General features: G+C 59.1%; 40 protein-coding genes and 1 tRNA gene. 14 read left to right on the plus strand and 27 right to left on the minus strand.

The features are described from left to right. Positions 1-218: 218 nt before the first annotated feature. The 7 genes from ACF8MI_RS10860 (at position 219) to ACF8MI_RS10890 (ending at position 5,833) form a co-directional block, all read left to right on the plus strand. Positions 219-506: a hypothetical protein gene (locus ACF8MI_RS10860; RefSeq protein ID WP_200928560.1), complete on the plus strand. Its 288-nt coding sequence runs from the start codon at positions 219-221 to the stop codon at positions 504-506. A gap of 198 nt (positions 507-704) precedes the next feature. After that, the gene (locus tag ACF8MI_RS10865; protein ID WP_200928559.1) at positions 705-1,106 is read left to right on the plus strand and encodes a hypothetical protein; all 402 of its coding nucleotides are present in this window, start codon (positions 705-707) and stop codon (positions 1,104-1,106) included. A 50-nt stretch (positions 1,107-1,156) separates the two neighbouring features. Continuing rightward, positions 1,157-2,158, plus strand: a complete 1,002-nt coding sequence (locus tag ACF8MI_RS10870) for a hypothetical protein (RefSeq protein WP_200928558.1) — start codon at positions 1,157-1,159, stop codon at positions 2,156-2,158. Between the two features lie 204 nt (positions 2,159-2,362). Beyond that, positions 2,363-2,836: a Rha family transcriptional regulator gene (locus ACF8MI_RS10875; protein WP_197896615.1), complete on the plus strand. Its 474-nt coding sequence runs from the start codon at positions 2,363-2,365 to the stop codon at positions 2,834-2,836. A gap of 633 nt (positions 2,837-3,469) precedes the next feature. Beyond that, positions 3,470-4,489: a protease SohB gene (sohB, locus tag ACF8MI_RS10880; protein ID WP_060497629.1), complete on the plus strand. Its 1,020-nt coding sequence runs from the start codon at positions 3,470-3,472 to the stop codon at positions 4,487-4,489. A 154-nt stretch (positions 4,490-4,643) separates the two neighbouring features. Next, a tRNA-Cys gene (locus ACF8MI_RS10885) sits at positions 4,644-4,717 on the plus strand. A gap of 138 nt (positions 4,718-4,855) precedes the next feature. Continuing rightward, positions 4,856-5,833 carry a tyrosine-type recombinase/integrase gene (locus tag ACF8MI_RS10890; protein WP_392517492.1) on the plus strand — a complete coding sequence of 326 codons (978 nt, stop codon included), beginning with the start codon at positions 4,856-4,858 and terminating at the stop codon, positions 5,831-5,833. Here the strand turns inward: ACF8MI_RS10890 and ACF8MI_RS10895 are convergent. The 10 genes from ACF8MI_RS10895 to ACF8MI_RS10940 all read right to left on the minus strand — a co-directional run bounded on the left by ACF8MI_RS10895 (position 5,830) and on the right by ACF8MI_RS10940 (position 9,809). Further along, positions 5,830-6,075 carry an AlpA family transcriptional regulator gene (locus ACF8MI_RS10895; RefSeq protein ID WP_064590544.1) on the minus strand — a complete coding sequence of 82 codons (246 nt, stop codon included), beginning with the start codon at positions 6,073-6,075 and terminating at the stop codon, positions 5,830-5,832. The two genes, ACF8MI_RS10890 and ACF8MI_RS10895, sit on opposite strands and share 4 nt — an antisense overlap. A 27-nt stretch (positions 6,076-6,102) precedes the next feature. Next, entirely contained in the window at positions 6,103-6,345 is a 243-nt protein-coding gene (locus tag ACF8MI_RS10900) for a hypothetical protein (RefSeq protein WP_392517494.1), read from the minus strand. A gap of 9 nt (positions 6,346-6,354) precedes the next feature. Continuing rightward, on the minus strand, positions 6,355-6,531 hold the full coding sequence (locus ACF8MI_RS10905) for a hypothetical protein (protein WP_195903738.1): 177 nt from the start codon (positions 6,529-6,531) through the stop codon (positions 6,355-6,357). Between the two features lie 14 nt (positions 6,532-6,545). After that, positions 6,546-7,280, minus strand: a complete 735-nt coding sequence (locus ACF8MI_RS10910) for a metallophosphoesterase (protein ID WP_392517495.1) — start codon at positions 7,278-7,280, stop codon at positions 6,546-6,548. 133 nt (positions 7,281-7,413) lie between these two features. Next, complete coding sequence (locus ACF8MI_RS10915; protein ID WP_392517496.1) at positions 7,414-7,896, minus strand: hypothetical protein; 483 nt, start codon at positions 7,894-7,896, stop codon at positions 7,414-7,416. A gap of 58 nt (positions 7,897-7,954) precedes the next feature. Beyond that, entirely contained in the window at positions 7,955-8,278 is a 324-nt protein-coding gene (locus ACF8MI_RS10920; protein ID WP_392517497.1) for a hypothetical protein, read from the minus strand. A gap of 56 nt (positions 8,279-8,334) precedes the next feature. Continuing rightward, positions 8,335-8,535 carry a hypothetical protein gene (locus ACF8MI_RS10925; RefSeq protein WP_392517498.1) on the minus strand — a complete coding sequence of 67 codons (201 nt, stop codon included), beginning with the start codon at positions 8,533-8,535 and terminating at the stop codon, positions 8,335-8,337. Then, entirely contained in the window at positions 8,532-8,933 is a 402-nt protein-coding gene (locus ACF8MI_RS10930) for a phage protein NinX family protein (protein ID WP_392517499.1), read from the minus strand. Before ACF8MI_RS10930 ends, ACF8MI_RS10925 begins: the two co-directional genes overlap by 4 nt. 250 nt (positions 8,934-9,183) lie before the next feature. Continuing rightward, complete coding sequence (locus ACF8MI_RS10935; protein ID WP_392517500.1) at positions 9,184-9,435, minus strand: hypothetical protein; 252 nt, start codon at positions 9,433-9,435, stop codon at positions 9,184-9,186. After that, positions 9,432-9,809: an HNH endonuclease gene (locus ACF8MI_RS10940; RefSeq protein ID WP_038409477.1), complete on the minus strand. Its 378-nt coding sequence runs from the start codon at positions 9,807-9,809 to the stop codon at positions 9,432-9,434. The genes ACF8MI_RS10935 and ACF8MI_RS10940 overlap by 4 nt, the downstream gene beginning before the upstream one ends. A gap of 181 nt (positions 9,810-9,990) precedes the next feature. On the opposite strand from ACF8MI_RS10940, the gene ACF8MI_RS10945 reads away from it, so the two are divergent. Then, positions 9,991-10,290, plus strand: coding sequence for a hypothetical protein (locus ACF8MI_RS10945; RefSeq protein WP_024086940.1), 300 nt, complete (start codon positions 9,991-9,993; stop codon positions 10,288-10,290). Between the two features lie 47 nt (positions 10,291-10,337). Here the strand turns inward: ACF8MI_RS10945 and ACF8MI_RS10950 are convergent, their stop codons facing one another. Next, positions 10,338-11,321 carry a hypothetical protein gene (locus tag ACF8MI_RS10950; RefSeq protein ID WP_392517501.1) on the minus strand — a complete coding sequence of 328 codons (984 nt, stop codon included), beginning with the start codon at positions 11,319-11,321 and terminating at the stop codon, positions 10,338-10,340. A gap of 8 nt (positions 11,322-11,329) precedes the next feature. Further along, positions 11,330-12,820, minus strand: coding sequence for a DNA cytosine methyltransferase (locus ACF8MI_RS10955; RefSeq protein WP_392517502.1), 1,491 nt, complete (start codon positions 12,818-12,820; stop codon positions 11,330-11,332). A 121-nt stretch (positions 12,821-12,941) separates the two neighbouring features. On the opposite strand from ACF8MI_RS10955, the gene ACF8MI_RS10960 reads away from it, so the two are divergent. After that, on the plus strand, positions 12,942-13,331 hold the full coding sequence (locus tag ACF8MI_RS10960; protein ID WP_392517503.1) for a hypothetical protein: 390 nt from the start codon (positions 12,942-12,944) through the stop codon (positions 13,329-13,331). Between the two features lie 83 nt (positions 13,332-13,414). On the opposite strand, the gene ACF8MI_RS10965 is transcribed toward ACF8MI_RS10960, so the two are convergent. Beyond that, a complete protein-coding gene (locus tag ACF8MI_RS10965; protein WP_253080863.1) occupies positions 13,415-13,675 on the minus strand; it encodes a hypothetical protein in 261 nt (86 codons plus the stop codon). On the opposite strand from ACF8MI_RS10965, the gene ACF8MI_RS10970 reads away from it, so the two are divergent. Then, positions 13,674-14,168: a hypothetical protein gene (locus ACF8MI_RS10970; RefSeq protein ID WP_256806458.1), complete on the plus strand. Its 495-nt coding sequence runs from the start codon at positions 13,674-13,676 to the stop codon at positions 14,166-14,168. The genes ACF8MI_RS10965 and ACF8MI_RS10970 overlap by 2 nt on opposite strands. On the opposite strand, the gene ACF8MI_RS10975 is transcribed toward ACF8MI_RS10970, so the two are convergent. The 12 genes from ACF8MI_RS10975 to ACF8MI_RS11030 all read right to left on the minus strand — a co-directional run bounded on the left by ACF8MI_RS10975 (position 14,104) and on the right by ACF8MI_RS11030 (position 20,656). Next, a complete protein-coding gene (locus ACF8MI_RS10975; protein ID WP_392517504.1) occupies positions 14,104-14,667 on the minus strand; it encodes a hypothetical protein in 564 nt (187 codons plus the stop codon). The two genes, ACF8MI_RS10970 and ACF8MI_RS10975, sit on opposite strands and share 65 nt — an antisense overlap. Positions 14,668-14,708: 41 nt before the next feature. Continuing rightward, positions 14,709-14,918: a hypothetical protein gene (locus ACF8MI_RS10980; RefSeq protein ID WP_392517505.1), complete on the minus strand. Its 210-nt coding sequence runs from the start codon at positions 14,916-14,918 to the stop codon at positions 14,709-14,711. Between the two features lie 25 nt (positions 14,919-14,943). Next, a complete protein-coding gene (locus tag ACF8MI_RS10985) occupies positions 14,944-15,402 on the minus strand; it encodes a hypothetical protein (RefSeq protein WP_392517506.1) in 459 nt (152 codons plus the stop codon). Next, positions 15,399-15,911 (minus strand): hypothetical protein, encoded by a 513-nt coding sequence (locus ACF8MI_RS10990; protein WP_392517507.1) that lies wholly within the window; start codon positions 15,909-15,911, stop codon positions 15,399-15,401. The genes ACF8MI_RS10985 and ACF8MI_RS10990 overlap by 4 nt, the downstream gene beginning before the upstream one ends. Beyond that, positions 15,908-17,539 carry a lambda-exonuclease family protein gene (locus ACF8MI_RS10995; RefSeq protein WP_392517508.1) on the minus strand — a complete coding sequence of 544 codons (1,632 nt, stop codon included), beginning with the start codon at positions 17,537-17,539 and terminating at the stop codon, positions 15,908-15,910. Before ACF8MI_RS10995 ends, ACF8MI_RS10990 begins: the two co-directional genes overlap by 4 nt. Then, on the minus strand, positions 17,536-18,348 hold the full coding sequence (gene bet, locus ACF8MI_RS11000; RefSeq protein WP_103462667.1) for a phage recombination protein Bet: 813 nt from the start codon (positions 18,346-18,348) through the stop codon (positions 17,536-17,538). Before bet ends, ACF8MI_RS10995 begins: the two co-directional genes overlap by 4 nt. Positions 18,349-18,647: 299 nt before the next feature. After that, on the minus strand, positions 18,648-18,848 hold the full coding sequence (locus ACF8MI_RS11005) for a hypothetical protein (RefSeq protein WP_392517509.1): 201 nt from the start codon (positions 18,846-18,848) through the stop codon (positions 18,648-18,650). Continuing rightward, positions 18,845-19,339 (minus strand): hypothetical protein, encoded by a 495-nt coding sequence (locus ACF8MI_RS11010; protein WP_392517510.1) that lies wholly within the window; start codon positions 19,337-19,339, stop codon positions 18,845-18,847. Before ACF8MI_RS11010 ends, ACF8MI_RS11005 begins: the two co-directional genes overlap by 4 nt. After that, complete coding sequence (locus tag ACF8MI_RS11015; protein ID WP_392517511.1) at positions 19,336-19,530, minus strand: hypothetical protein; 195 nt, start codon at positions 19,528-19,530, stop codon at positions 19,336-19,338. Before ACF8MI_RS11015 ends, ACF8MI_RS11010 begins: the two co-directional genes overlap by 4 nt. Beyond that, on the minus strand, positions 19,527-19,943 hold the full coding sequence (locus ACF8MI_RS11020) for a hypothetical protein (protein ID WP_017147760.1): 417 nt from the start codon (positions 19,941-19,943) through the stop codon (positions 19,527-19,529). Before ACF8MI_RS11020 ends, ACF8MI_RS11015 begins: the two co-directional genes overlap by 4 nt. A 210-nt stretch (positions 19,944-20,153) precedes the next feature. Further along, on the minus strand, positions 20,154-20,339 hold the full coding sequence (locus ACF8MI_RS11025) for a DUF551 domain-containing protein (RefSeq protein ID WP_263155416.1): 186 nt from the start codon (positions 20,337-20,339) through the stop codon (positions 20,154-20,156). After that, the gene (locus tag ACF8MI_RS11030) at positions 20,336-20,656 is read right to left on the minus strand and encodes a hypothetical protein (protein WP_392517549.1); all 321 of its coding nucleotides are present in this window, start codon (positions 20,654-20,656) and stop codon (positions 20,336-20,338) included. The genes ACF8MI_RS11025 and ACF8MI_RS11030 overlap by 4 nt, the downstream gene beginning before the upstream one ends. On the opposite strand from ACF8MI_RS11030, the gene ACF8MI_RS11035 reads away from it, so the two are divergent. Next, on the plus strand, positions 20,655-20,711 hold the full coding sequence (locus tag ACF8MI_RS11035) for a hypothetical protein (protein WP_186699312.1): 57 nt from the start codon (positions 20,655-20,657) through the stop codon (positions 20,709-20,711). The genes ACF8MI_RS11030 and ACF8MI_RS11035 overlap by 2 nt on opposite strands. A 498-nt stretch (positions 20,712-21,209) precedes the next feature. Here the strand turns inward: ACF8MI_RS11035 and ACF8MI_RS11040 are convergent, their stop codons facing one another. Together ACF8MI_RS11040 and ACF8MI_RS11045 are read right to left on the minus strand one after the other, a co-directional pair. Beyond that, positions 21,210-21,674 carry a hypothetical protein gene (locus ACF8MI_RS11040; protein WP_274119417.1) on the minus strand — a complete coding sequence of 155 codons (465 nt, stop codon included), beginning with the start codon at positions 21,672-21,674 and terminating at the stop codon, positions 21,210-21,212. A 480-nt stretch (positions 21,675-22,154) separates the two neighbouring features. After that, positions 22,155-22,997: a S24 family peptidase gene (locus tag ACF8MI_RS11045; RefSeq protein WP_392517512.1), complete on the minus strand. Its 843-nt coding sequence runs from the start codon at positions 22,995-22,997 to the stop codon at positions 22,155-22,157. A 102-nt stretch (positions 22,998-23,099) separates the two neighbouring features. Between ACF8MI_RS11045 and ACF8MI_RS11050 the strand changes: the two genes are divergently transcribed. From ACF8MI_RS11050 to ACF8MI_RS11060, 3 genes are read left to right on the plus strand one after another with little or no spacing between them, the layout of a single operon-like run. Then, on the plus strand, positions 23,100-23,321 hold the full coding sequence (locus ACF8MI_RS11050) for a hypothetical protein (protein ID WP_028699428.1): 222 nt from the start codon (positions 23,100-23,102) through the stop codon (positions 23,319-23,321). A gap of 29 nt (positions 23,322-23,350) precedes the next feature. After that, entirely contained in the window at positions 23,351-23,560 is a 210-nt protein-coding gene (locus tag ACF8MI_RS11055) for a hypothetical protein (protein WP_014859732.1), read from the plus strand. A gap of 18 nt (positions 23,561-23,578) precedes the next feature. Beyond that, positions 23,579-23,791 (plus strand): hypothetical protein, encoded by a 213-nt coding sequence (locus ACF8MI_RS11060; RefSeq protein ID WP_151325620.1) that lies wholly within the window; start codon positions 23,579-23,581, stop codon positions 23,789-23,791. Positions 23,792-23,847: the final 56 nt, after the last annotated feature.

Below are 23,847 nucleotides of genomic sequence, written 5' to 3' on the forward strand. Positions count from 1 at the left end.
CCGTTGGGTAGACCGTGCATGGAATTGGGGCCGCCATGCATCGCTCAAGTTGTACGGGGGCCTTAACTTAAAGATTACTCTTAGAGCAACTCTATTATTATAATCTTTAAATCAATCTTTAAATAAGACTAAAAGATTTCTAATAGACCCCTCTAAGTTAGGGATTGGTCTTGCGACCATAATATCCCTATTCGATAAGTCATCTCAAAGGAGACCATATGAAATTTCACTTTGTACTTGACGGCATCCCACAAGGACGCCAAGAGACCCTGTTGTCTATTGAGGCAGCCATGCCCACTGGTCGCCACCGTCTCGCTGTCTTCAATCTCAAGAACCTGAACCTTCGGACCAGCAATGGCCCTGGGCGATGTTTTGAGTATGTGTCAGGCAAGCTGGGAGCGTTCCTGCTGGGTCCCCTTGAGGAAACCTTGAAGGCCACCGGCCTCGACCTGATCCGCCTCTACCATGCAATCAATGCCGTGCCTGTGGTCCTCACAGCTCGCTAACAGCCGTCGCCACGGTTGATCCCTTCGATGCCCTTCAGGCTTGCCATGTCCTGAATCAGCGTCATCAAAACCATTTGAAACCCAGAACCTTTTGATCGTCCTTGAAGATGCCCGCGAAGGCTTTCTCCTTGGCCGTCTGGTCGTGCGCGTCTATGGCGCAAGGACGAATCAAAGGGTCCCCAATAGGAGAACCCAACCATGAAAATCACTATCACCAAAGTCCTGAAGAACGAAGTCACCGTGTCGGGCCAGACCCTTAACCGTGAGTACGTCGAGAACATCATGCTGCCCATGCTGGTCGCCCAATGCGGGACCGTTAAGGGCCAGCAATTCGAGATCGTTAAGGCGTTCGATGAGGCCGGTCTGTCGCTCCAAGCGATTCCCGTAGTTGCCCGAGAGTACCGTCAAGACCAGTACCAGAAGGCCCAAGAGAAGTCTCAGAGAGAGGCTGAGGCCCGTTGGCATCAAGAGCGCTGCCGTGAGTACACACCTCGTGAGATCGCCCAAGCGAAGGCCGATAAGGAAGCCCGAGCCGCTGCCATTCGTGAGCATGGTGCCCGTATCCGTGCTGCCTCCCGTGCCAATAGCGCTGGCTGGTAACAGCACCTCGACACACAACCACTTCATTCATCTATTCAGGAGAAACAACCATGACTAAGCCCTTCCAGTACACCAAACCTTCGACCTACACCACCGCCATCACCGATGAGCACACTGGGTCGATTCGATTCAACACTGCTGATGTCCGCTCAGAGACCCAAGCGGCCACCGATGTGTCCGTCTATGTGGAGGCCCTTGTCGAGGCCGCTGAGGACTACTTGAACGGCGATGAGTGGCGAGAGGCTGCCATGGAGGCAACCCCTTGTGAGTTCCGTCCGGCTGGCTCTGAAGCCACTGGGCAACAAATCATCACCATGGCCGACCGCTCTGTAGCCTTCGACCCTCGCAAGAACTGGGATAACGAGACCATCAGCAAGGGTGAAGTCTTGACCGGTTCTGTGATCTTCACCGAGGCCACCGACACGGCATTGGTCATCAGCCATCGTGCCACCATCCTCGACCACAATCTGATGGCAGGCTTCACCGTCCAGTCTATGGAGCAGACCGCCGACAAGATGCTCCGTGACATCGAGCACAGCGCAGCCGGTAAGGTCGCTGCCATCTTGGCAACCGCCCCAAGCACCGAGAGCGTCTCTGAGGCCAAGCCAACGGGCAAACCTGCCGAGATCGCTGAGGACCTCATCGACATCCTCACTACCCACGTTAACCAGACTGTAGGGACCTCGCTGAGCGACTTCGTGATCCTGCTGCCCGTGTCACTGGTGGCCGTCCTTGAGCGTGCTGCTCAACGTGCTGGTCAGGACTCTATTGAGGACCTCATTGGCGCAGGCGTACAGCCGTACACCGGGACCGACCACGGTATCTTCATGTTGCCCAAGCTGTTCACCTCGCTGAGCTACCGTGAGCGCCAAGACGGCAGCGTGTGGCGCATCGAAGCGACCCGCAATCCGAACGCCCAAGGCTGGGACCTTGAGATCATGGCTGTGGTGGACATCATCGCCAGTGGCATGGTCAAGGTGAAGCTCACCACCGATGGTCTTCAGACTGTCCAAGTGCCGTTCCCGCTGGTCACTCGCATTGCCCTGAGCTGATCTAAAAGCGCCCCGTAAGGCCGGACCTACAGAGGGACCGGCAGGGGCACGGCTTCACCTATCCGCATCATCGCCCGTCGCTGGGCATCCATCTAATCGAAAGTCTTTCTGTTTGCTCTCTGTGCCACCCGCAGAACCCTTGTCTGGGGTCTTTCGGCTGCCCGTGGGAGCGAACTCAGAGAGCAAACATAAGGAAAACAGACTATGACCATGACCACCAATACAGCAACCATCTTCGAGAACATCTCCAAGGCCGGAGCGGTATCCTCAACGACTCTCAACGGCTTACCCGGTATGTCGTCCTTGGAGATCGCTGAGATCACCGGTAAGCGCCATGACCATGTACTCAGAGACATCCGAAAGATGCTCAACGAGCTGGAAAGGGAGACCCCAAATCTGGGGGCACCTCAATGGGTCGAGGCCAGCTACCAGTCCAGTCAAAGCAAGTTATTACCGCTGACCATTCTCGACAAAGAGCTGACCTTTACGCTGCTCTCCCGGTATTCCTTCAAGCTGTCCAACATGATCGTCAAGCGCTGGCTTGAACTGGAAGGCTCAGGGTTTGAACGTGTGTCGATACAGGCTGCTGTGGTTCACCTGCTCGAACGAGAGAAGGACAACTATCGAATCGCAATGAGGGACATCAAGGCCGCTGCAAGGCGTCTCAAGGCCCTGTAAGCGCCAAACGACACTTCCATAAACGAAGCGTGACGCGCTAAGCTCTTGGACTAAGTTGCCTACACTAAGGCCCGTCTATGAGTGTCACGCTGTGCTACACATACAAGGGCAAGCGGGTAGTTACTAAAGTGCCTGTCGAGTCTCTGACCCCGCATGCTGCGCTGTGCTTTGCCCTGCTGCAATCAGGCGCTTCTAATGACCAATCTCAAGGGAGTTGGCCGCATACCTATGAGCGCCTCCTTGAGGTAGCCCTGCAATACGAACTCACAGACGTTCGCTTTCACAAGTCACTCTAACCCTTCAAGGAGAACCCCATGGACCACCTACAGGCCCTCTACTGGGTCTGTCTGGCCGTTCAACTGGGGTTCTGGTTGTGGTCGCATAGACCCTCTTGAGAATCTGACAGAAAAATCTGAAAGGTCACCATTACAAGACTTCCCGCGCAGGCTCCCCCGTAGGCCCTCGCATGGGTGCCCGTGGTTAGCTGCTCGCCAGCTCACAGCGGCGCGTTAAGGACCCCGGAAAGGTGCGCCCTTGGGCCTGCCTCAAGTGCTTTGGAATGTCACAAGACCGTACCAAACTGTCACAAGCCATGGTAGCGTAGCCCTTTAATTCCGGGCATTGAGGACTACTGTGGAGTTTCTTGCCGAATACGCAAGCTTTCTCGCCAAAACCGCCACCCTGGTCATCGCCATCCTGGTGGTGCTGTCAGCCATCGCCGGGCTGCGCGGCAAGGGGCGGCGCAAAACGGGTGGGCAATTGCAGGTCACCCGCCTGAACGAGTTCTACAAGGACCTGCGCGAGCGCCTGGAGTCTGGCCTGCTGGACAAGGCCCAGCTCAAGGCCTTGCGCAAGCAGCAGGCCAAGGCGGAAAAACAGCAGAAGAAGGGCAAGGCCGAGGAAAAGGGCCGGGTCTTCGTGCTGGATTTCGATGGCGACATCAAGGCCTCGGCCACTGAAAGCCTGCGTAACGAAATCACCGCGCTACTGACCCTCGCCACCCCGCGTGACGAAGTGGTGCTGCGCCTGGAGAGTGGCGGTGGCCTGGTGCACAGCTACGGCCTGGCAGCGTCGCAGCTGGCGCGCATTCGTCAGGCTGGCATCCCGCTGACCGTGTGCATCGACAAGGTGGCCGCCAGCGGTGGTTACATGATGGCCTGCATCGGCGAGAAGATTGTCAGTGCGCCGTTTGCCGTGCTGGGTTCGATCGGCGTGGTGGCGCAGCTGCCCAACGTCAACCGCCTGTTGAAGAAGCATGACATCGACTTCGAAGTGCTGACGGCTGGCGAGTACAAACGTACCCTCACCGTGTTTGGCGAAAACACCGAGAAGGGCCGGGAAAAGTTCCAGGAAGACCTGGACATCACCCACCAGCTGTTCAAGGACTTCGTTGCACGCTACCGCCCACAGTTGCACATTGATGAAGTGGCCACCGGCGAAGTCTGGCTCGGGGTTGCGGCCCTCAACCGAAAGCTGGTGGACGAACTGCAGACCAGCGACGAATACCTCAGCGAGCGTGCGCGCACTGCCAACCTGTTCCACCTGCACTATGCCGAACGCAAGAGCCTGCAGGAACGCATCGGCATGGCGGCCAGCGGCACGGTGGAGAACACGGTGGTAGGTTTGTGGAGTAAACTCGGGCGTCTTCGCTAACACCTTGAACCCGTTGAAATTTTTTTTCGTTCAGGGGGTTGCAAGGTTAAAGGAATGAAGACATAATGGCGCCCATCGAAACGCAGCAAACTTTGAAAAAGGTTCAGCGTTTCAAGGAGATAGCAAAGCGCAAGCAGCTAGATCCGACCTTTGAGGCCGAGTAGCAAAGTGGTTATGCTCCGGATTGCAAATCCGTCTACGCCGGTTCGATTCCGACCTCGGCCTCCACCATTCGAAAGCCCCGCAGCCATTGAGGTTGCGGGGCTTTTTTAATGCCTGCGGATTTTGTCCCGCGCTCGGTTTGGGACAAATTTGGGACACCGAAGAAAATTGCGTGTCCCAGTTGTCTTCGGCAAAATCCGGTGCATGGCCACTTACGAGCAGCGCCCAGGCGGCGCATGGCGGGCAAAGATCCGCCGGAAAGGATATCCCTCCCTATCTGCGACCTTCGACACCAAGGCCGAAGCCCAGCGCTGGGCGGCCGAGATCGAAGGCGATATGTCGCGCGCCCGATTCGTCGACATGCGAGAAGCGGAGCGCACAACCCTGGCCGAAGCTTTGGACCGGTACTCCCGGGAAGTCAGCTCGACCAAGAAAGGCGCCAAGCAAGAGCAGACCCGGATCAACAAGTGGAAGAAGCACGCATTTGCCGAGAAGGGCATGGCTGCTTTGCGATCAAGCGATTTTGCATCGTACAGGGATGAAGAGCTCAAGGCGGGCAAGTCCACGGCCACGGTCCGTCTCGACCTGGCGATCATCAGCCACCTGTTCACGGTAGCCATCAAGGACTGGGGTATTGAGGGGCTGAGCAACCCGGTGATGAAACTGCGGATGCCAAAGGGGGCAAAGGAGAGGGATCGCCGGCCGAAGAGCTTCGAGCTGGCCGGCGTCATCGAAAAGGCGGGGGCGATTCACGCCGAGATGCCGGCGATCATTCAGATCGCGGTAGAGACGGCGATGCGGCGCAGCGAGTTGCTGGGCCTGCGGCGGGAGAATGTGAAGCCCAAGCATGTGCTGCTGGAGGACACCAAAAACGGGACGCGCCGACTGGTCCCGCTTTCCTCCCGTGCCAGGGCACTGCTCGACGGCCTGCCGGCGCGCCTGGATGGCAAGGTGTTCTCGCTTGCACCTCACTCGGTGAGCCAGTACTTCAACCGGGCCTGCAAAGCGGCCAAGGTGGAAGACCTGCACTTCCACGACCTCCGTCATGAGGGCACGTCCAGGCTGTTCGAGAAAGGCCTGTCCATCATGGAGGTCGCGTCTATCACCGGCCACAAAACCATGAGCATGCTCAAGCGATACACCCACCTTTGCCCGGACGCGCTCGCGGACAAGCTGGGTTAGCGGACACTTGCCAGCGTCGGCGGCGCCTGGCGCTTCCTGCCGGGCTTGGCCGGCGTGTGCAGGCCCTGCTCGAACTCCTGCAGGAACTCGCGCACCGTGCTGACACGCCAGCACACGCGTGCACCCTGCTTGAAAAAAGGTGGTAGCCACGCTGCTCCGGCCTGCCGGGCGCTGCGGATGGCGGATTCGGACCGGCCCAGCAGCTTGGCCAGTTCGGGGATGTGGATGATTTCTGGTTCCATATAGGCTCCTGCCGTACCCGGCGGTCATCAGTAGGATGCGACGATCTTCTTCCGCTGCTCGTGCAACGCGTTCTCTTTGGCCAGCTGCGCTTCGCGGTCAGCCAGCCACTTTCTGGCTTTGTCCTGTGCAGCCCTGGCGCTGGCGAACAGCTTCGGCTTCGGGTGCTTCACGCCTTTGCTGTCCACGCAGAACAGTCCCTTGCGCACGATGGTGACCTCTCTGACGGCGAAGTCTTCGCCCAGGGTGTAGGCCTTGAATGGGGTGGTCATGGGTGAGCCTCAGGCCGTGAAGTGGTATCCGACCTGCGCCGCCCGGGCGGCTTCCTCGGTGCGGAACATGATTTCTTTGGTGCCCGGCCAGCCCTCGGCCGTGTATTCCACCGATACCCACCAGTGGCCGAACTTGCGGTACGGCTCGCCGAGGATCTTCGTGACGTAGCAGTCGATCAGGTTCATGGATGCCTCCTCGGTCAGTCCCAGTCGTGGCTGACGCCTGGCTTGATTGGTGGTGTGCACTGGAGGGAGCCAAGCTCCAGCAGGGTGAAGTGGCCATCCATCCAGCCGGCGGTGTCGATGTGGAAAACATTGCCTAGAACGGCCGGTTGCCGCAGGGGCGTGTGGCCCACAACTACGGCGCGGATTCCTGTCACAGGCTCGGTGTCGCCGGAGTTGATCCTGCTGCGCGACCATTGAGCGACAGCCTGCACATGCTCGGCTTCGGCCGGCGAGCCAGTCTCCATGCTCAGCTTGAAATCAGGCCATCGGCCGTATGGAACGTCCGCGTGAACGATTCCAACAATCCCGCGCGCGGTTTCAACCTCTATGGCCAAAGGAAGGGCTTCAAGCACCACAACGACATCGGCCCGCTCATCCTGCGATAGCGCGTGAAACCAGGCGCCGCCGTTGCAGAAGTGCAGGTCTGTATTGCCTTCGCGGAAGGCCGACACGGTCATTTCCTCGTGGTTGCCGCGCACCGCGTGAAACCATGGACGCTCAAGCCATTCAAGGGCGGCGAGGCTGTCTGGCCCTCGGTCTACCAGATCGCCAACGCTGAACAGCCGGTCAACTGCCGGGTTAAATCCGGCTGCGTCCAAGGCAGCCTGCAGCCGGGTGAAGTGCCCGTGAATGTCGCCGACCGCGAAATCGCGGCCAGCCGTGTTTGCGGCGAAGCGCTTGATGCGCACCACCTCGATGTTTTCGAGCATCGGTGTCTCCACGCCGCCGGTGGCGGCAGGTTGGTGGTCAGACCTAAAGCTGCGCACCCAGGTCGTCGAGTGCATGCTGTAAGGCGTGAGCCAGATTTGCTCATTGCGATGTGAGGGCGCTTGGAATGCCAGGCTACTCAACTGGGATGCTTAAGACTGGGCGGACCGTTCGCTTGGAGCCCTTATGGTTAAGGTCTTCGATAATCCATGCGCGTCCAAACCCCATGCTGGATGCGAATCTGGAAGAAAACTCAGAGCTGAGCCAGTAGTAGGATTTTTCGTTTAGCTTCACTAAGCCTGCCTTGTGGGCGTCAATCAGTAGTTGACCTTCCAGGCAAGATGGGATGAAGGCGCCAATCTCCAGGGCCTTGATGGCGATCTCGCTGCCGGCTTCGGCCATGGCGCGGGTGTTCGCATAGCCATCGCTGGAGCTGCTCGCTCCATTAATTCTCACATCGACTTCGCCCCAAACCCCTTCGTATTCGTTATTGAGCACAACAAGAGCTTTCTCTTGACTGTTGAGCCAGTAGCGGGCGATGAAGACTCCTCCTGCCAGAGGTTGGCCGAGCTCTGGCAGATTGGAGGCGGCGATAGGTTGCGGTAAAGAATTGATCATGGACGTTCTCCATAGGTTTTATAGGCGCATCACGCCGCCGGTGGCGGCAGGTTGGTGGTCAGTCGACCTGGTAGTAGACGTAGCAGTCGATGCCCTGGTCCTTGAGCGACCGGTACATGGCCTGCACGCCGGCGTACCGACGGTTGCCAATGCCTGCGAACGGAACTGATAGGTGCAGGCCGCGCGGGTGATAGGTGCTGGCCGGGTAGACCTCGCCAGGCAGGCCGTTGATTTGGCTGGCGCGCAGGCCGCGCAATGGGATAACAACCCGGTCCAGGTTGGCGCTGCCGCCGTCGTCCTGGCATTCGTTGGCAGCAGCCGTGCCGGCCTCGGTGGCGACTCGCACCTTCTCGGGCAGGCTGGCCAGTTCTTCTTTCGTCATGGCAATAGCTCTCCATGCCCGCGCATGTCGGCGGGCTTGAGTAGTAGGGGGAGGGGTTAGGCGAGCTCGGCGGCGAATGCGTCGACCAGGGCTTGGCTGGTGAAATTGATCGGGAGCGCGTCGGTGCTCCTGCCGTCGCTGATCAGAACCCAGCCGTTCCTGTAGAGGGTGCAGGTGTTGCGGCCATGTTGGACCCGAGCGATCGGCAGCCCGCCGAACGGAAGCCAGCGCTTGATGCGATAGATCAGCCTCCTCATGGCATCAGCTCCTTTGGCACCTGAACGATGAGGCCAAGCTTGTTCAAGACGATGCACCTGCAGGCCGCGATAAGGTGTGTCTCGCCGTACATGCCGTCTCGGAATTCGGTGGGCACGCCATCGTCGTTGCACAGGTAGCAGTGGATTCGGCCTCGCCGCTCGACTGAAAGGTCGACGTTGTGCTTGTGAAGAAGCGATCCGCCCACAGCCCAGTTCTCGTGCGGGTCATACCGAACATCGCGGATGGTGACCTCGCCGGTATAGCGGACGAATACTCGCCACGGGTTGCCGTAAATGGGTGGAGCGAGGAGCACGTCGAGGCCTTCAGCTTTGCCGACGGCCCAGGCCAACTGCTCGCCGACCAAGTCAGCAGTCTTCACTTCGATCAGGTCGGTCATGGCTTCACCTTGCGGGCCTGCTGGGAGCGATACCGTTCGGCGCTGCTGGAGCACCCGCCGTCCTGGCAGCCATGCTCGTGGCATGCGGTTGAATTGCACACTGAGCGATACCCAGTGCCGCCACACATGCTGCAGTTCGCGCCGGAATGCGATGGGCACGGGTAGGACTCCCCTGGCACTCCCCATTTCTGCCGGCGCGGGAGCAGCATCCCAACGCCCGCATCCGGCACTTTCGTGTTGAGCCTGTCAATCACAGCTGATACCTCTCATCAATCCAGCGCCCAGGCGCCAGAGCGGGTGTAGGTTCGGGTTGGGTTTCGTGCGGGGAGAGCTGGCGCTGGTTGCCGGCCTGCAGCTGGCTGTCGGGGATGCAGCTGATGCCCACCCCATTCAGCAGGTAGCAGGTGACGCCGCGCTGGCTGTCGTGCTGCACGTCGATGACGCTCTCGGTTGCGCTGGCGCCGGTGGCCAGCAGCAGGAGGCAGAGGGCGAGACGGGTCATGGCTGCTGCACCTTTTCGAAGTGGAAGACGACCTCGGCCCCTGTCTCGGCGATCAAGCCGTAGGCCTTGGCCAGGCGGTAGATGGGGTGGTACTGGTTGAGGCTGTTGACGTGTCCTGCCAGCCAGCGGCGCCAGTCCTCAAGCTGCATGCGGTGCTTGCTCAGGTTGCAGGGCACGCAGGCGGGCATCATGTTGGCCAGGTTGTGGTTGGCTGGCCGGAGGGCCGGGACCGTCTTCGCCGCTTCGCCAGTGTTGCGGACGACTGGCTCGAAATGGTCGGCGTGCCAGCGCTCGCCCAAGGCGTTGCCGCAGTAGGCGCAGCGGCCGCCGTATTTCAGGCGGATCTGCTCACGCTCAGCTTTCTTCAGGCGCACGGGTGCTCCTTGGCCGCCATATCGCGGCAGTGAGTTGTACAAGTGGTTGGGTTCGGTACAAGAAAATCGGCCGATGGTCCGATTCAGTTCTCAAGCTGCGATACCGAGATTGCGTCTCGCCTCGCTTTGGCTATGGTGAGAGTTCACCCGTGGCATACAACTAAAATCGTAGGAGGCCGACATGAGGATTCGCGGTGAAGTTTTCTGGGAGTGGGCTGATCCAACGCTTCACCACCGAACTCATGACGAAGAACTCGAGGATGGAACGGTCATTGATGTTCAGGTGCGATTGTCGCGGACGGGTACGACGCAGATGTTCATCGGCGTGTATTCGCCAAACGGGTTGGCGATCCACGAAGAAGCTTTCGATTCCCGACCTGGCGAGTCAATGACCAGGGCGCTGGCCTGGGGAGTGGGGCGGGCTCGCCGGATCGCCACCGATACCCAGCCGAAATTCGATAAAGTCGCCTGCTCGAAATAGAGGGGGCAGGGGCTACAGCTGAGTGGAGTACTTTTGTACTCCAGTGGTCAGGAGGGCTTGCGATCCAGGGCGGCGCGAACCAAGAACCCGTGGACGAATCCGTCTTGATTTTCGTTGATGCCACCTGGCAGTACGTGTTTGCCCGTGGCCTTGCCATACTCGCTAAGGGCCAGCTCAATCAAAGCCCGCTCATCTCGATCAACCGGCGCGCCACGGTCGCAATCCTCACACGGCTCCAGGATAGGCGCGTTGCCGTCGTTGGCATCACCGCTGCGTCCAACCATGATTTTCCCAGTGTCGCCGCAATACTTGCACTCTGGCGCGCTCGGCTCTGCGTTGGCTGATAAAGTCTCATCAAGACGCAAGATAAAGTCGCCAGAGAATAGGCCTGGCTTACGCCGAATTTCTCGCAGCAGCGCATCCCGCTCGACCAGCTGGGCGCGTATGGCGTCAATCTTTCCTTCTTGCATATCAAAGATTCTGTTCCACTCTTCGATTTCAGCGCGCAGCCGCTCAACCTCGCGAGGGTCGGCGTGGGCATAGACCTTCATATCGTCAATTATGTGAGGGTCGCCGATTGGGGTAAAAACGATGCGCTCGTTGTAGTCTCGTACCAGTGTGCCGATGGCATCGCCCTGGTGCTGCTCGGCTGGCGCGCTGCCCGTCATCGGTCCCAGGCCAACCACAGGCAGCCCCATCGCCGCCGCATCCCTCTCTGCCTCTTCTTTGGTCCACCAGAAGGCAGTACCAACCATCCAGGCTATAGGAGCGGGGTGGGGCGCAGCTGCTGCGCGCTTGTTCCACTCTTTCACTGCCTGGTCATGGCCTGGTTGGTCTTCGCATTTGTGCTGCTGAACTCCGACTGGGCCGCGAGCAAGGCAGGCTGAGTGCTCGTCAATTCGGCCCTGGCAGATGACGACTGAGGCATCGCTGTCGAGTTGCTCAACGAAGGCGTCTTGCTGGCCGCAGTACGGGCACGGACTCAGCTTCGCGGCCATCTCTGTGTTGCTGGATCGGTTTTCTGTGGGCATGGGATACCTCAAGCGAGACGTTCAAGTTGTTGTTGGATTCGCAGGCCGATCCAGCGGACGACGAACACGGCCTTGCTGTTGCCGATCGCCTTGTAGCGCGGGCCATCAGGGCATTCGTCGGCTGGCTTGCCGCGATAGGTGATGCGGGTGTGGTCGCCCGGGAAGCCCTGGAGCCATTCACACTCGCGCGGGGTGAGACGCCGAACCTGCGAATTGGCCTGCACTGCTTGGACTTCAGCCCGTGCTTCCAAGGTGTACGCGTGATCGGCCTGGACTCCCACGCCATCTGGTCCACTGGCCGGGTTTTCACGAAGCGCTCCTGCTTGCATGGCGTGAGCAACGATTGGCTGCCCGTGTCCTGTGCCGTCTTCACTGGCGTCAAAGCCCTCGGCCTTAAGCGTGTGCGTGATCTCGCCTGTGATGCACACGGCGACTTGGCCGCCGGCATTGGGATGGCTGGAGCCGTGGTTCATGGCCCGAAGGGTTGGCGCCAGGTCGCCTGCATCGGCGCCGTGATCCTTGCAGGAGAACGCCAAAACCGCATTTTCCTGGCCATGATTTCGGCCCAATGGATGGGCCTGATCGTTTAGCACATCTGGATCTTGCGTTCCGTGTACAGAAACAGGAATGCAGAAGCCGTTTTCCCACTCCTGCTGACCCCAACCAAATCCGTGCTTTTTCTCGGTCCCACCACAGGCAGTAACAGGTCCAGTAACATCAAATCCGAGCGGCCACGCAGGAGGCGCTACTACATGTCCGCCAGTTGCTCCATCTGTCCCTGGGAAGCCGCCGCCTTCAGTGCGTGCATCAAGGGTGCAGGCAACGTCTTGCCCCTCGCCTCGGCGCGGCGGAGTATCCCGGCGCACGCCTTCGCGCTCAAAAAGTACTTCGAGTGGATCGAACCCTGTTCGAGCACTTGCGACAACGAACACACGGCGGCGTCGTTGGGCCAGGCCGAAATATTGGGCATCCAGAACCCGCCATGCGGCTGTTCGCGTGGGTCCATACACACAACCAGCGTCCTTCCACTTGCCCCCTGGCGGCTGGAGTTCTTCGGATTCGCCCACCAGGGCGCCGAGGAAGCAGCCAAACGCGTTGCCTTTGTCGGAGAGGACGCCGGGGACGTTTTCCCAGAGGCAGACGGCTTCGGGCTGACCGTGCATGGTTCGAACATGGTCAATTGCATCGAGCAGCTCCACGTATTTGATGGTGAGGGCGCCGCGGGGATCGGCGAGGCCTTCGCGCATACCTGCCACGCTGAAGGCCTGGCAGGGCGTGCCGCCAACCAGCACCTCAGGCGCCTTGATCTTGCCGGACAGCACCATGGCTGCCAGTCGGGTCATGTCGCCGTGGTTCGGTGTGTCGGGGTAGTGGTGAGCCAGCACCGCGCAGGGAAATGGCTCAATCTCGGCGTACCACTCGGCACGCCAGCCTAGCGGGTGCCAGGCTACGGTCGCAGCTTCAATGCCGCTGCAGACGCTACCGTAGGTGATGGGCATGGGTGATCCTCGCCGGGGAGGCGTTATCGTTGAATAGGGGAAGGCGCTGGCGGCCAGCGCCGGGGTGGCGTGATTCGTTGAAGTGATGTATTGATGACGCGCTTTTTTAGAGGAGAGCGTTGTGGAGTGGTACGAATCTTTGTTTTTGCAGGCTTGCGCCCATGTGATCAACCAGTCTCGTGTCGCAAGCAATCGCCGCTCAGACGGTGTACTGAACCTTGACATCGCTTCTACACGGGACTTGGTTTCGTCCTATCAGCGAGGGGGCGGGCTTGCGTTCAGCACCTCAGAGATGAAGCAGCAGTTCTCTGCTGGAGCTGACTGCGTTCTGCTGCTGTTGGTCCATGAGCACCAGTTCACTAATGCCCTGGGGGCTGTAAAGAAGAGTCAAGACGTAGTCTTGAGCGCAACTTTGCGAACCGATGCCCGAGCAAGCGATTTTTCCATGTACCACGTTGATGTGGCCCTGGTTCGCCGCACCGAGTCAGGTGCTATGGATATCGCCCACTGAGGGCGCTTAATGCGGCCCCGTAGCCTACCTATAAAGGCTCTATAGTCGGCTATAAACCAGACCTTGCGGGCAGCGCCGGAGGGTCAGGCTCGATTCAGGAATTCCTGGCACCTGCAGTTGAGGTCCTGGCAGTGGCTTTGACCAACCCAGTCAGGCATCTTGTCGCCTTCATATCGAACCTGCGTGGAGTGGATGAATCCGCTTCGATGCACATCCCTGATGAATCTCTGGCGGTCAGCCTCGTTATCCGACCGCTCAGGCTGATCCCAGCGGCTCATGACGATACGTCCGCACGCAGTCTTTCCGTGGTCCATGCGGCCCATAGACATCTGGTTGTCGCTCATGGCTGAACTCCATGCATGCGCCGCCCTCCGTGCTGGTGGCGGCATGGTGGCAATTTGGTTTGGGATGGGGTATTACGAGGCCGGGGAAAATTTCGGTGAACGGACTGGTGAAGCAATGAGCGATTCAGAGCAGTGCCATTATGAGGTTGAAATCCTCAAGCATCGGCGCTTCTATATCTTCTACGCAGTGGTGGCAGTGGCGATTCCCGTTGTAGCTCTTGGCATGGTCTGGGCTACCAACAGTCAACCCTTGTGGATAGCCAGGTCTGGCGCACTCATGGCATGCGTGGCATTCCTTGCTCATTTGAGCGCGGGATCTATGACCAAGGTTTTGTCTCCCGGCGGAATGGTCAGCATGACCTACAGCACTACACGAGCCAAATACATCGGCGCGATAAAGCGATATGACAAAATCGCCATAGCAATAGTCATCTTAGGTACGGTGGTGTGGGGATTTGGAGACCTGATTCCTGTTGGCGCCGTACAGGCATAATTACTTCGTCGCCCGGGTCCTGCTGAATCATCAACATGCTCTTCCGGTCAAAGGCCAGGGCCAGGCGCGGCGATATGCTGATCTCGTGCCGCGGAGGAGTGAGAAACTTCGCAGCGTGCAGCCGGCCCAAGGCGTGGATGCCGTGGATCAGTGCCTCGATCATCTGGCTGTAGGTGGCGTCAGCCCAGCCGCAGATGGAGCGCAGGTGCTGGCCGGTTCGCTTCCTGGCTGACAGCCGCAGCGCCTCGGTCCGCGCCACAGACCGGTTAGCTTCGATTTCGTGGCGCGCGATCCGGAACAAGGCGTGATGCCCGAGCGCCTCGACGTGATGAATCATCAGCGTCATCGCCTCGCCCTGTTCCTCGATACCTGCCCACTCCATCAGTTCCAGAAGGGCCTGTCTAGTCCCTGGTCGAACCTTCAAGCGCAGGTCTTCTTCCTGCAGCCGTGCGGCTTTGGCGCGTCGTTTCTCGTCGCGCTCCTTGGGTGACATCGCCATACGGCACCTCCTTCAATCCGCTGGGCGGTAGGTTGAACTGCTCACGCCGCCTGTGTTGCTGAATTGATCGGCGGATCTTTCTTTTCAAGTTCTAGCTCCATGTCTCTGTCATTCCAGCCAGCGAACCACCAGCCGGCTCCAACTGTTGGGTATCCGAACGGCTGAGCCAGGCGACTTTTGCCGGATGCGCGGTCGTTTCGACCCTGATAGTAGGCGGGCGGGAATTCCGAGCGAAGGTTTGTGTTTCGCATGGATTGGCACCTGTCGGGTTATGGGTTAGGCAGCTTTCGGATTGCTCCAGGCGCCCATGGCTGTGAATACGCGATTGGCCTGTTCCTCGGTGAGGTCGACCTTGTCTGGAATTGCGATCCAGCCTGAACCGATGGTGTGGTTCGGGTTCGAGCCCGCGCACAGGTCGGCGTGGTGTTGCTCGATCACGCTTTCAAGGTTCGCCACCAGGTGCATGTCGGCGGTCGTGAACTGTATCGATTCGCTGTAGAGCTGGCCGTCCTCGCGCCTGCAGAAAACGCTGAGGTAGATCGTCCAGTGGTGGGCGAAGTCGCATAAGGCATTGGCCACTTCGACGCTGCGGATCTGCGTGCAGTGCTTCCAGTGCAGCATGACCTGCTGGTCTGGCGGCTCTACGTTGGCCACGCAGGCGTAGTTGGTCTTGAGCAGGGCGCGGCAGACGCGGGCCATGCGGGCTTTGAAGTTGTGCGGTTTGCGCTTGCTCACTTCTTCGGCCCTCGCTTTGCCGGCGGGAACTCGATCCCGAACTTCTTGATGATCCGGCTCATGGTCGTATGGCCGATCTGCAAATGCAGGATCGCCTGGTTGCGAGAAACGCCCACGTCGCGCATTGCCTTGATCCGCTCGGCCAGCTTTGCGTCCTTCTCGTCGTCGTACTCCTTGACGACTACACGGCCTTTCGAGGCTGGGACAAAGCTGAAGCCGTATCGCTTGGCCATGCTCCACAGCATGTCCGGGGCAACTTGCAAGATCTCTGCGGCCTCTCGGCAGGTCATGGTCTTGGCCATTTCAGCAACCTCATCGGCGCGGGCTTGGGCGCGCTCCTTCTTGGTGCCCTGGGCCGACTGCTCGGTCTTTACCTTTTCCCGTGGCTTCGGATCAGGATGCTTGCGCGGTGGAAACGGCCGGTAGGTGAAACCCTTCAGCACGACGAGCTGGCCGCCAGACGCGAAGAAGGCCGCTTTTGCGGCCTCCAGGTCGATTGATTGGTTCATGCTGCCACCTGAATCAGGGTTACCCCCGGAGCGCTGAAATCTGAGCCTTTGGCCGACACGATTGCGTCGAGAGCCTGCCAGTTGACCGTCAGAACGCTGATATGAACCTCGCCGCGAGCGACAGCCTGGACGAGCGCCTCGAAGTCCCTGACTTCCGCCTGGAAGACCTGAGGCTTCGTAGTAGAATCGGTAGCCACTCGCGGCGCTACCTTCGAGGGAGCTTGCGACGGCTCAGCTGCTGCAGGAGCAGCGCTTGTCGTCTGCGGTGCATTCAGCTTGGCGGCAGCCTCTCGATCGGCTCGCTCGCGTTCTTCTTGGCGGATCTGCTCACGCTGCTGCTCGGCCTTTACTTCTTCGGCCTTTTGGTGATCGCTGATGCGGGCCTTGATTGTGGCTACCAGGTCATCATTGTCCTTGAGCACCAACTGCTGCGCATCGTTGAACAGGAAGGCGTGATCTTTTGCCAGCGTACGGAGACTTTCGAGGTTCGCTCGGATGCCATCGCCGATTTGACTGGCTTCGATTTTGGCTCGGGCCAGTTCAGTGTCCGCGGAGTCGCGCAGGCTGGTGATAGTCTTCTTGCCCTTGATGGCGCCCGCGAAGTCGGCTGTTACATGCGGCATGCGCACCTTGCCGCCGAACGACTCGTTGATTTTGTCGATGTGTGTCTGCAGAGCCTTTGCGGCGCCGATTACGATCTCATCCCGAATTGCTACCTTTCTCGCCTTGACCAGCTTATCCAGCTCCAATCGTTTAGCCCTGGCCTGTGCGCTGATTTCGTCGATTGCGCGGAAGAGGGCATCGATTGTTTCGGTCTGGCTGAGAGCGTGCTGTTTTGCGGCAGCCAGCCGCTCTTCAACCTCGCCGCACCATTTAACCGTCTTCTCGGCATCGGCGAAGTGCTTGTCCGTCTGCAGATCGGTGTTGATGCTGCTGAACACCGCGAGCGAGTGCGCTTTGAACTGCTCCAGGTTGCTGGCAGTGACCAGGCCAGTTACTTCGATACGGAGGGCGGGAAGCGCCTCTGGGCTCTGGCCGACTACCTCTACTGCTGGTGCTGTTGGCTCGAAGTTGCTGAGGTCATGTTCAAACTGGGTCCAGCCTTCAACAAGTTGAGCGGCGCGACCAGGTACCGGGAAATATTCGAGAGAAACGAAGTTCTGCTCGGTGCCGTCAGAGCACACGAAGATCACCTTCTCGGCGCCGGTCACCAGCAACTGCTGCTCAAGCTGCCAGTAGTAATGAGGCTCAAGCTCGCCCGATCGCACCTGAGCAATCAGCGACTCATTCCAGAGCTTGTGCTCGAACAGCGTATCGCCAAGCGAGGTCATGCCATCCATGGAGGCCAGCAGATTGTCTTCGGTGCCCACGACCGGGAAGAGATCCTCGCCGATCATTCGCTCGACGATAGGGCGGGCAAGCTCCTCAGTTGCGTGACCGCGGTCGAAGATAACCTGCTGGGCCGCTGTTACCTCCTGAGCGATACCCGTCTTCTTCTGGTGCAACAGCTCAGTGCGGGTTTGATACTTCGAGACGCCCATCATTGCCGGCGCTTCGGATGCGGTGAAGTACTTGGCCCGGAGGGCGTGCCACTCAGCGCTGCCCTGAGCTACATTGTGGATCTTCATTCGGATACTCCTTCGATGGGCGCAAGGTTTTTGATCTGTTCGATCTGCTGCTCGCTCAGGGTGTATTTGCTGCTGACAGTGGCGATCAGGTGGTCCGGTGAAGACCGGCCAGCCTCGACGGCTGCGCGCCACTTGGGGAGGTTTTCCTGAAGCTTTTCGTCTGGGTAATCGTCCAGAACAGTGGGCTGTGGCTGATGATCTGGCTGCCGCTGCGTGTTCACCTCGCGCGGGACATCTTCGAACACCTTGCCCTCCATCTCGTCAGCCGTAGGGGCTGATCCGACCTCAGGGAAGGCCTTGCGCAGGGCTTGCGCCTCGGCGCACTTGGCAAGCTGTGCATACGCACGTTTGAGCCACATCGCGTTAGGCGCCAGGGTGTCCTTCTTCGCGGTGGCGTAGTTTTCTAACCATCGCTCGCTGGCGGTGAATTCGGCGACATGGCCGCCAGTCATCTGCCGCTTTACGGTGATGCGGCACCATTCTGGAAACGTGACTTCCACACCGCCGAGTTTCATGGTTACAGCTGGCCCATACTCAGGCTCGCTTATCCCGGCGTACTGCCCAGTTCGCGCTGCCTGGATGCGGTACAAGCCGACACCTGGCATAACCGTGTCCACCATCTTTCCGGCTGTCTTGCTCCAGATCGGAACGATGTGCACCGGCTTGAGCATCGGATCAAGCTGTGCAGCTTTGCAGTAGGCTAGGACCATCACTACCGAATTGCGTTGGGCGCCTGGATACAGGCTGCCGCTTAGGACTTCTACGAGCGCATCTTCGCTCATGGCCGGATGCTGATCGGCCTGTTTCATGACTGCGGACATTAGAAAACCTCGCGCCAGGCCGGCGCCGTCAGTTGGAATAGGGAAATGCCAGGTCACGCCCGTGATGTAGGCCGAACGCCCTGGCTGCCGGTGATGGTTGCGCGCTCTTGCCGGCTTACGCTCCCTTGCGGGCACGGTTATCCCCGAAGGGCCCGCCGCACTCGGGTGCTTGCGTCAGGAGGTAATGCAGCCAGCGAGAGCGCTGGCGAGCATGAAGAAGGTGCAGGCGAAGAGCATGGAGAAGGAGCCGCGCAGGATGTAGAGGCGCTTGGCTTTCTGGTAGCTGGTCATAACTCCACCAGACGGCCGCGAGGATCAACTCCCCAGTCGCCTTCCATGAACGCGCTCGTGTCACGCGGAGGTTGTCGCCAGCTGCCTTTGACGGGGCATTCCAGCTCGCACACGAGGGTTTCGCGCGGCAGCTTGAGTACGCCGCCCAGGTCTTCGATCTGCTCATCGATGAGCGTCTTAACGATTGGCGTAGTCATGATGCCTCCTGCTTGCGGTAGCCAAGCTCGTCATAGGCTCGCTCCGCCCATTTGCGCAGAATCTCAGTATGCGGCGCGTATCCTGCTGTAAGTTCGTTGATCGCCTTCTCGCGCTCTTCTGCCGCTATCTGCTCGGGAGTTCGCAGTGGCCTAAATCCGAGATCAGGGTCATCGATCTTGAGTAGGTGGTAGCCGTGAAGAAGAACTACCTGAGAGTCAAGGAACAGAAGACGGCCCTTTTGCCAGTTGTAACCGGCGTTCGTTGTGTACTCGAATTCGATTCCAATTGGCGGAACGCCTTCTCCATCCCACTGAGTTACTTGCGTGGAGTAATCGGGGTGATCGGCAACGGGGGTTAGATCCCCCATCTTCCAGTCAACCACACGCCAGAACCCCTCAAAGAACCACCACTGGCCTTTCTCGTATTTCCGGAACCCTTTGTTGCCGCAACCCGACTCGATGAACTGGGTGCCTTCTGGGATATTGATCACGCGACCTCCTTGCGCCCATCAACGATCTTGTTGAGGCGCCCGCAGTAGTGGTTGAACTCTTCGATGGTGATGCGCTGGTCGTCCAGCATTTTGGTGAGGAGCTTGAGGACCATGGCCTGCCAGGACAGTGGCGTCTCAGGGTGAGCCATGACCTCAAGCTCTTCGTCGATCAGAACGTGGGGGCTTCTCATAGCCGAGCCTCGTCTGCCTCGTAGCTCAGGCCCTGGTCGACGTACCGCTCAAGCATTGCCTCGGCGATCTCGTACAGCTTGCCGCTTGCGTGATTGCTCTGGCCGACGATGTCCTCGACCATGCTTTTCACCGGGCCGCCGGTCAGGGCCTGTAGAAGAAGCTGGGCAAGGGCGGTGATGTCGTCCTGCCCGGCTTCCTGCAGCGACCGAAGGTGCTCGGCGACCTTGGCCACGAACTGCTCTTGACGCACGCCCACCGGGCCGCCAAAACGCTGCGGGATCAGGACATCGCAGCCGCCGACCAGCTCCTCGGCCTTGCTTGCGATCCAGTTCTGCGCCGCTTCCTGATACGCCGAGTCGTCTTCCGGCTCAGCGTGGTCATACCGCCATTGTGCTGCTCGAAGTGCGCCCATGGTCGCCTCCTACGGTTCGAACTTGATGATTTTCGAGGTCAATCCAGAGGTAGCGAACATGCTGGCCAGGGCCGCGCCGGTGAGATACCTGCTCGCTGTGTCGTCGGTTGACGTGTTTCTTGGCGCGATCCCGGGTCTTCCAGGCGCTGCCGCAGATCTTGCAGATGTGCGCAATGCACTGTTCGCCCATGGTCGCCTCCAGGTGGTGGGTTACTCGGTGGGTGGGGAAGGTGGCTCAGGAAGCTCAATCCAATGCGTGACCCAGAGCAGGTCATGGAACTCGCCGGTGAAGAAGCTGTTGTGGTGTGATGCGATGAAGACATCGCACCCATCAGAGCAGAGGACCTGCTTGTCTTCAGGCGGGAGCTGATCTTCAACCTTGATCCAGCCGCTCATGGCTTCACCCGGGCGGCGAGCATTGCATCCGCTTCGATGTAGCGACTGATCGCACGGTAATCTGCCCAAAAAGCGATGTTGTCCAGCGGGGCCGATGCGAAATCAGGCATTGCGCGACCGACAATTGCTTCTGCGTAGCGGACGCCGACCTCGTCCGAAACATCGACCCGAGCCGCGAAGTAGTCGCGCAGGGTCATGCCTGGGTAAGCGCTGAAGGTTTGCGGCTTGATTTCTTCGCCGTTGAAACCCTTGATCGGCGTGATTCCGCTGTTGTTGATCTGCGTTGGAAAGGCAGGCCCGCCTGTGTCTTTTCTCATGCTGCCTCCGGGTGCTTCTCACCGCAGAACATGCAGTAGTTGCCAAGCACGTTGATGGTAGCCTTGGCCTTAACTTCTTTGCCTTTGGCTGTGGTGCGGGTTCCGACGACCTCGCATTCCGCGTACTGGCGGCCGGCTGGAATGAGCATGTAACCCTGCAAGGTAGCCTTGGCACCGGTGATTTCAGGGTGCCGCTCTGCTGCAGCCTTTTCGAATTTCTGCCTGCAATCGCACATATGGAAAATCCTCTGGACCGCATTGGCCAGGCGCCATGCGCGGGTGACCAAACCCACCGTGAAAGGTGGCCTGGCGCCTGCCAATGCGGTCGTATGTGAAGGGAAGGGGATGCGGGGTGTATCGGTGATGCGACTTGGCGGGGATTCGAACCCCAAAGACTTACGCCAGCTTCGGCAGCGCTACCTGACTGGCCGCACCAGCTTGGTGTGGCGCCCCTGATCCACCGAGGCAAACTACAAGTCGCATCCCGATCACACCCTGCGATGGGGAGCAGGGCATCGGGCAGTTAACGACAGGCTGTCGTGGCGCTGGTTGTTCAGTTGAAGTAACGCCGCTCCAGCGTGAGCTTCTCCGTTTGCGGAACCGGCGAGACGTTGTACCGATAGGCGTCGGTGGTCTCGTCGATCACGAAGTTGAAGCGGTGGGCAAGCTCGCGAAGTGCCTCAAGCGAGATTGAGATGACCAGCCCGTTGAAGCTGGTCGAAACCGTGTCAATGCCAGAGGCCTTGAGCACGTGCCCGGGATTGCTGCTCCAGGCGCCGGTTACTTCCTCAATGCTGCCGTCGCGCATCTTGAACTTGCCGCCGCAAGCGCCTCCGCTGCCCGCAGAGCAGTAGTCAACAAGGCCTTCGCTCTGGGCCAGGTACAGCGAGCCGAAGCGGTCGTAGACCAACCCGGCATAAATCTCGTCGCGGACCTTCTGATCACCGCGAAGCCGCATGTTCCAGCGGCGGTTGTACCAACTCAGCTCGACGTTGGTGACTGCATCTACGATTTTCATGCGCCTATCTCCAGTGGATTCCCAAAGCACCCGGTCGCCCAGGTGCTTCAGTGAATACGTGGTCTTGCTTGCTGCAGCCTCCACCGGTTCCCCGGCGTGGCCCGCTGTACCAGTGCATCAGCCCGTTCTTAGGGCTACCCGGCAGGGAGCGTTTGCAGCTCAACCCTTGGCCCGCTTGACGCTTTCAGTGAGGGAGCGCGCCGCATGGCTTTGAGCTGGCCAGTTCCAGAGCTGGCATGGGGATCGAATTTATTGCTCGCGCTGTGCCGTTGCCGGGATCGATCCGCGAGGTTCCCATCAATGTGAAAGAGCGGTGAGGCTTGAGGGCCTCGGCAGTCCCTGGTGAGTGACTGCGAAGGACAAAATATGCACCAGTGCAATTTGAGTGTCAATGCACCAGTGCATAAATTTTTCGATAGGCAACAAAAAGCCCGCGATAGGCGGGCCTCAGGGTCTTGGTCTATTTGCTGTGTGAGCGCTCTAGACCGGCTGTCCGTTCCACACATACAGCACGCGAGCCAGGATGTGCGTGTCATCCACGCGAATGTCCTCGGGATCGTGGTGCTTATTGTCCGAGATCATCTTGAACCGATCCTTACCCTTCTTCTGGAGGCGCTTCACGTAAAGCATCTCGTCATGGGAGAAGAGGTAGATGCCGTCACCGGTGAATTCTCGGATCGTGATATCAACCAGCAACGGATCGCGATCCTTGATCGTGGGCGCCATAGACTGCCCCCAGCCGGTGATCATCTTCAGGTGATAGTGCTCCTTGAACGTCACACCCATTTCGCGCAGGTGCCGAGGGCTAACCCGGATGTCTTGCAGCATTTCCGGGTAATCATGGGGTATCTGTCCGCCACCCATCGCTGCCCGAACGTCGTAGTGCGCAATCCAAACCTCGTCACCAACTTGACCAGGCCGCGAGAAATCAAATGTGACGACCTTGGATGCTTCCTGCTCGGCAGATTTCTCCTCAATCGCGTCAGCGATCTTCTGCCGAGCATCCACTGAAAGCCCTTTTCCGTGCTTCGCCAGCATCTGCTTGACTATATCGGCAGTGGAAAGGGTGGCTCGCTCTTCCGGCTGAGGCTCGACTTCGCCCAAGGGTTCATAGCCACGCAGCTGATCGGTGGTGATACCGAAGAAATCGGCTAAAGGCCTGACCTGCTTGTCAGTCGGCTCTTTGATGCCTTTTGGGCCTTGAGGCTTGAGAATCCTGGAAATGGTCGACTGGCCGACACTTGTCCGGCTCGACAGCTCAACCTGAGTTATGCCATTTGCGGCCATCAGTTGAGCGAGAATTTTATCTATCGATTTATGCATGAGTGCAATGCTGCCTCCCGGCGGTGCATACAGCAATACAGCGGAGCGTTGACAGATATGCACCAGTGCATGATGATGTGCATATCTACAAAGGAGGCAGCCATGAGCGCTACCGATCTTCCGAAAAAACTGGATGAGCTGCTGGGCTCAGGCATGACCTACAAGGCCATTGCTGAACGCGCCAAGTGCGACGTCTCGACCGTTTTCCGTATTCGCAACGGCCAGATCAGCAACCCGAGCTATGTCGCCGGAACCGCTATCGACCAAATGCATGCCGAACTGGCCAAGAGCGGTAAGCAAAGCATCAAGAAATCCGCCGCTTAAACACTTTTCAATCACAAGGAAATCCCTGAATGCATCTGGACCCCGCCAACAAACGTAGCGAAGTAATCAAGTCGCGCTGGAAGCCCGAGGAGGTCAGAAAGTTACGCATGGAAGCCCGTATGGCTGGCATGCAGCTGGCCACCTACGTGCATGAACTGGCCAACCTCGGCCGCCGCCTGGGCGCTGCTGATCTGCTCCGCGAAATGAACGGCGCCGGTGAGCAGGATAAGACGGCCTGAAGCCCCTATGGAGGGCCTATGCCTGAAACCACCTTCGAATTGCTGCCAATCGAGGTGAAGGCTGAGGTTCGACAGCTGGCTGCCGACCTTGGCTGGAGCCTGGATAGAGCGACGGATGAGTACTTGGAGATGAGTCGCTCACTCGCGGTCCAGGAGCAATTGAGACAAATGCGACACAAGGCCCCGGTGTTGGGGCTGGTAGGGCACAAAAAGGGCCTCGATGTTCCCTGATTGTGAAAAGACAGAGGCCCTCTTTCGGGCTTCTTACAGGCACAAAAAAGCCGGGA

The organism is Pseudomonas sp. yb_9 (assembly GCF_043103635.1).
In the GTDB taxonomy this organism is placed as follows: domain Bacteria; phylum Pseudomonadota; class Gammaproteobacteria; order Pseudomonadales; family Pseudomonadaceae; genus Aquipseudomonas; species Aquipseudomonas monteilii.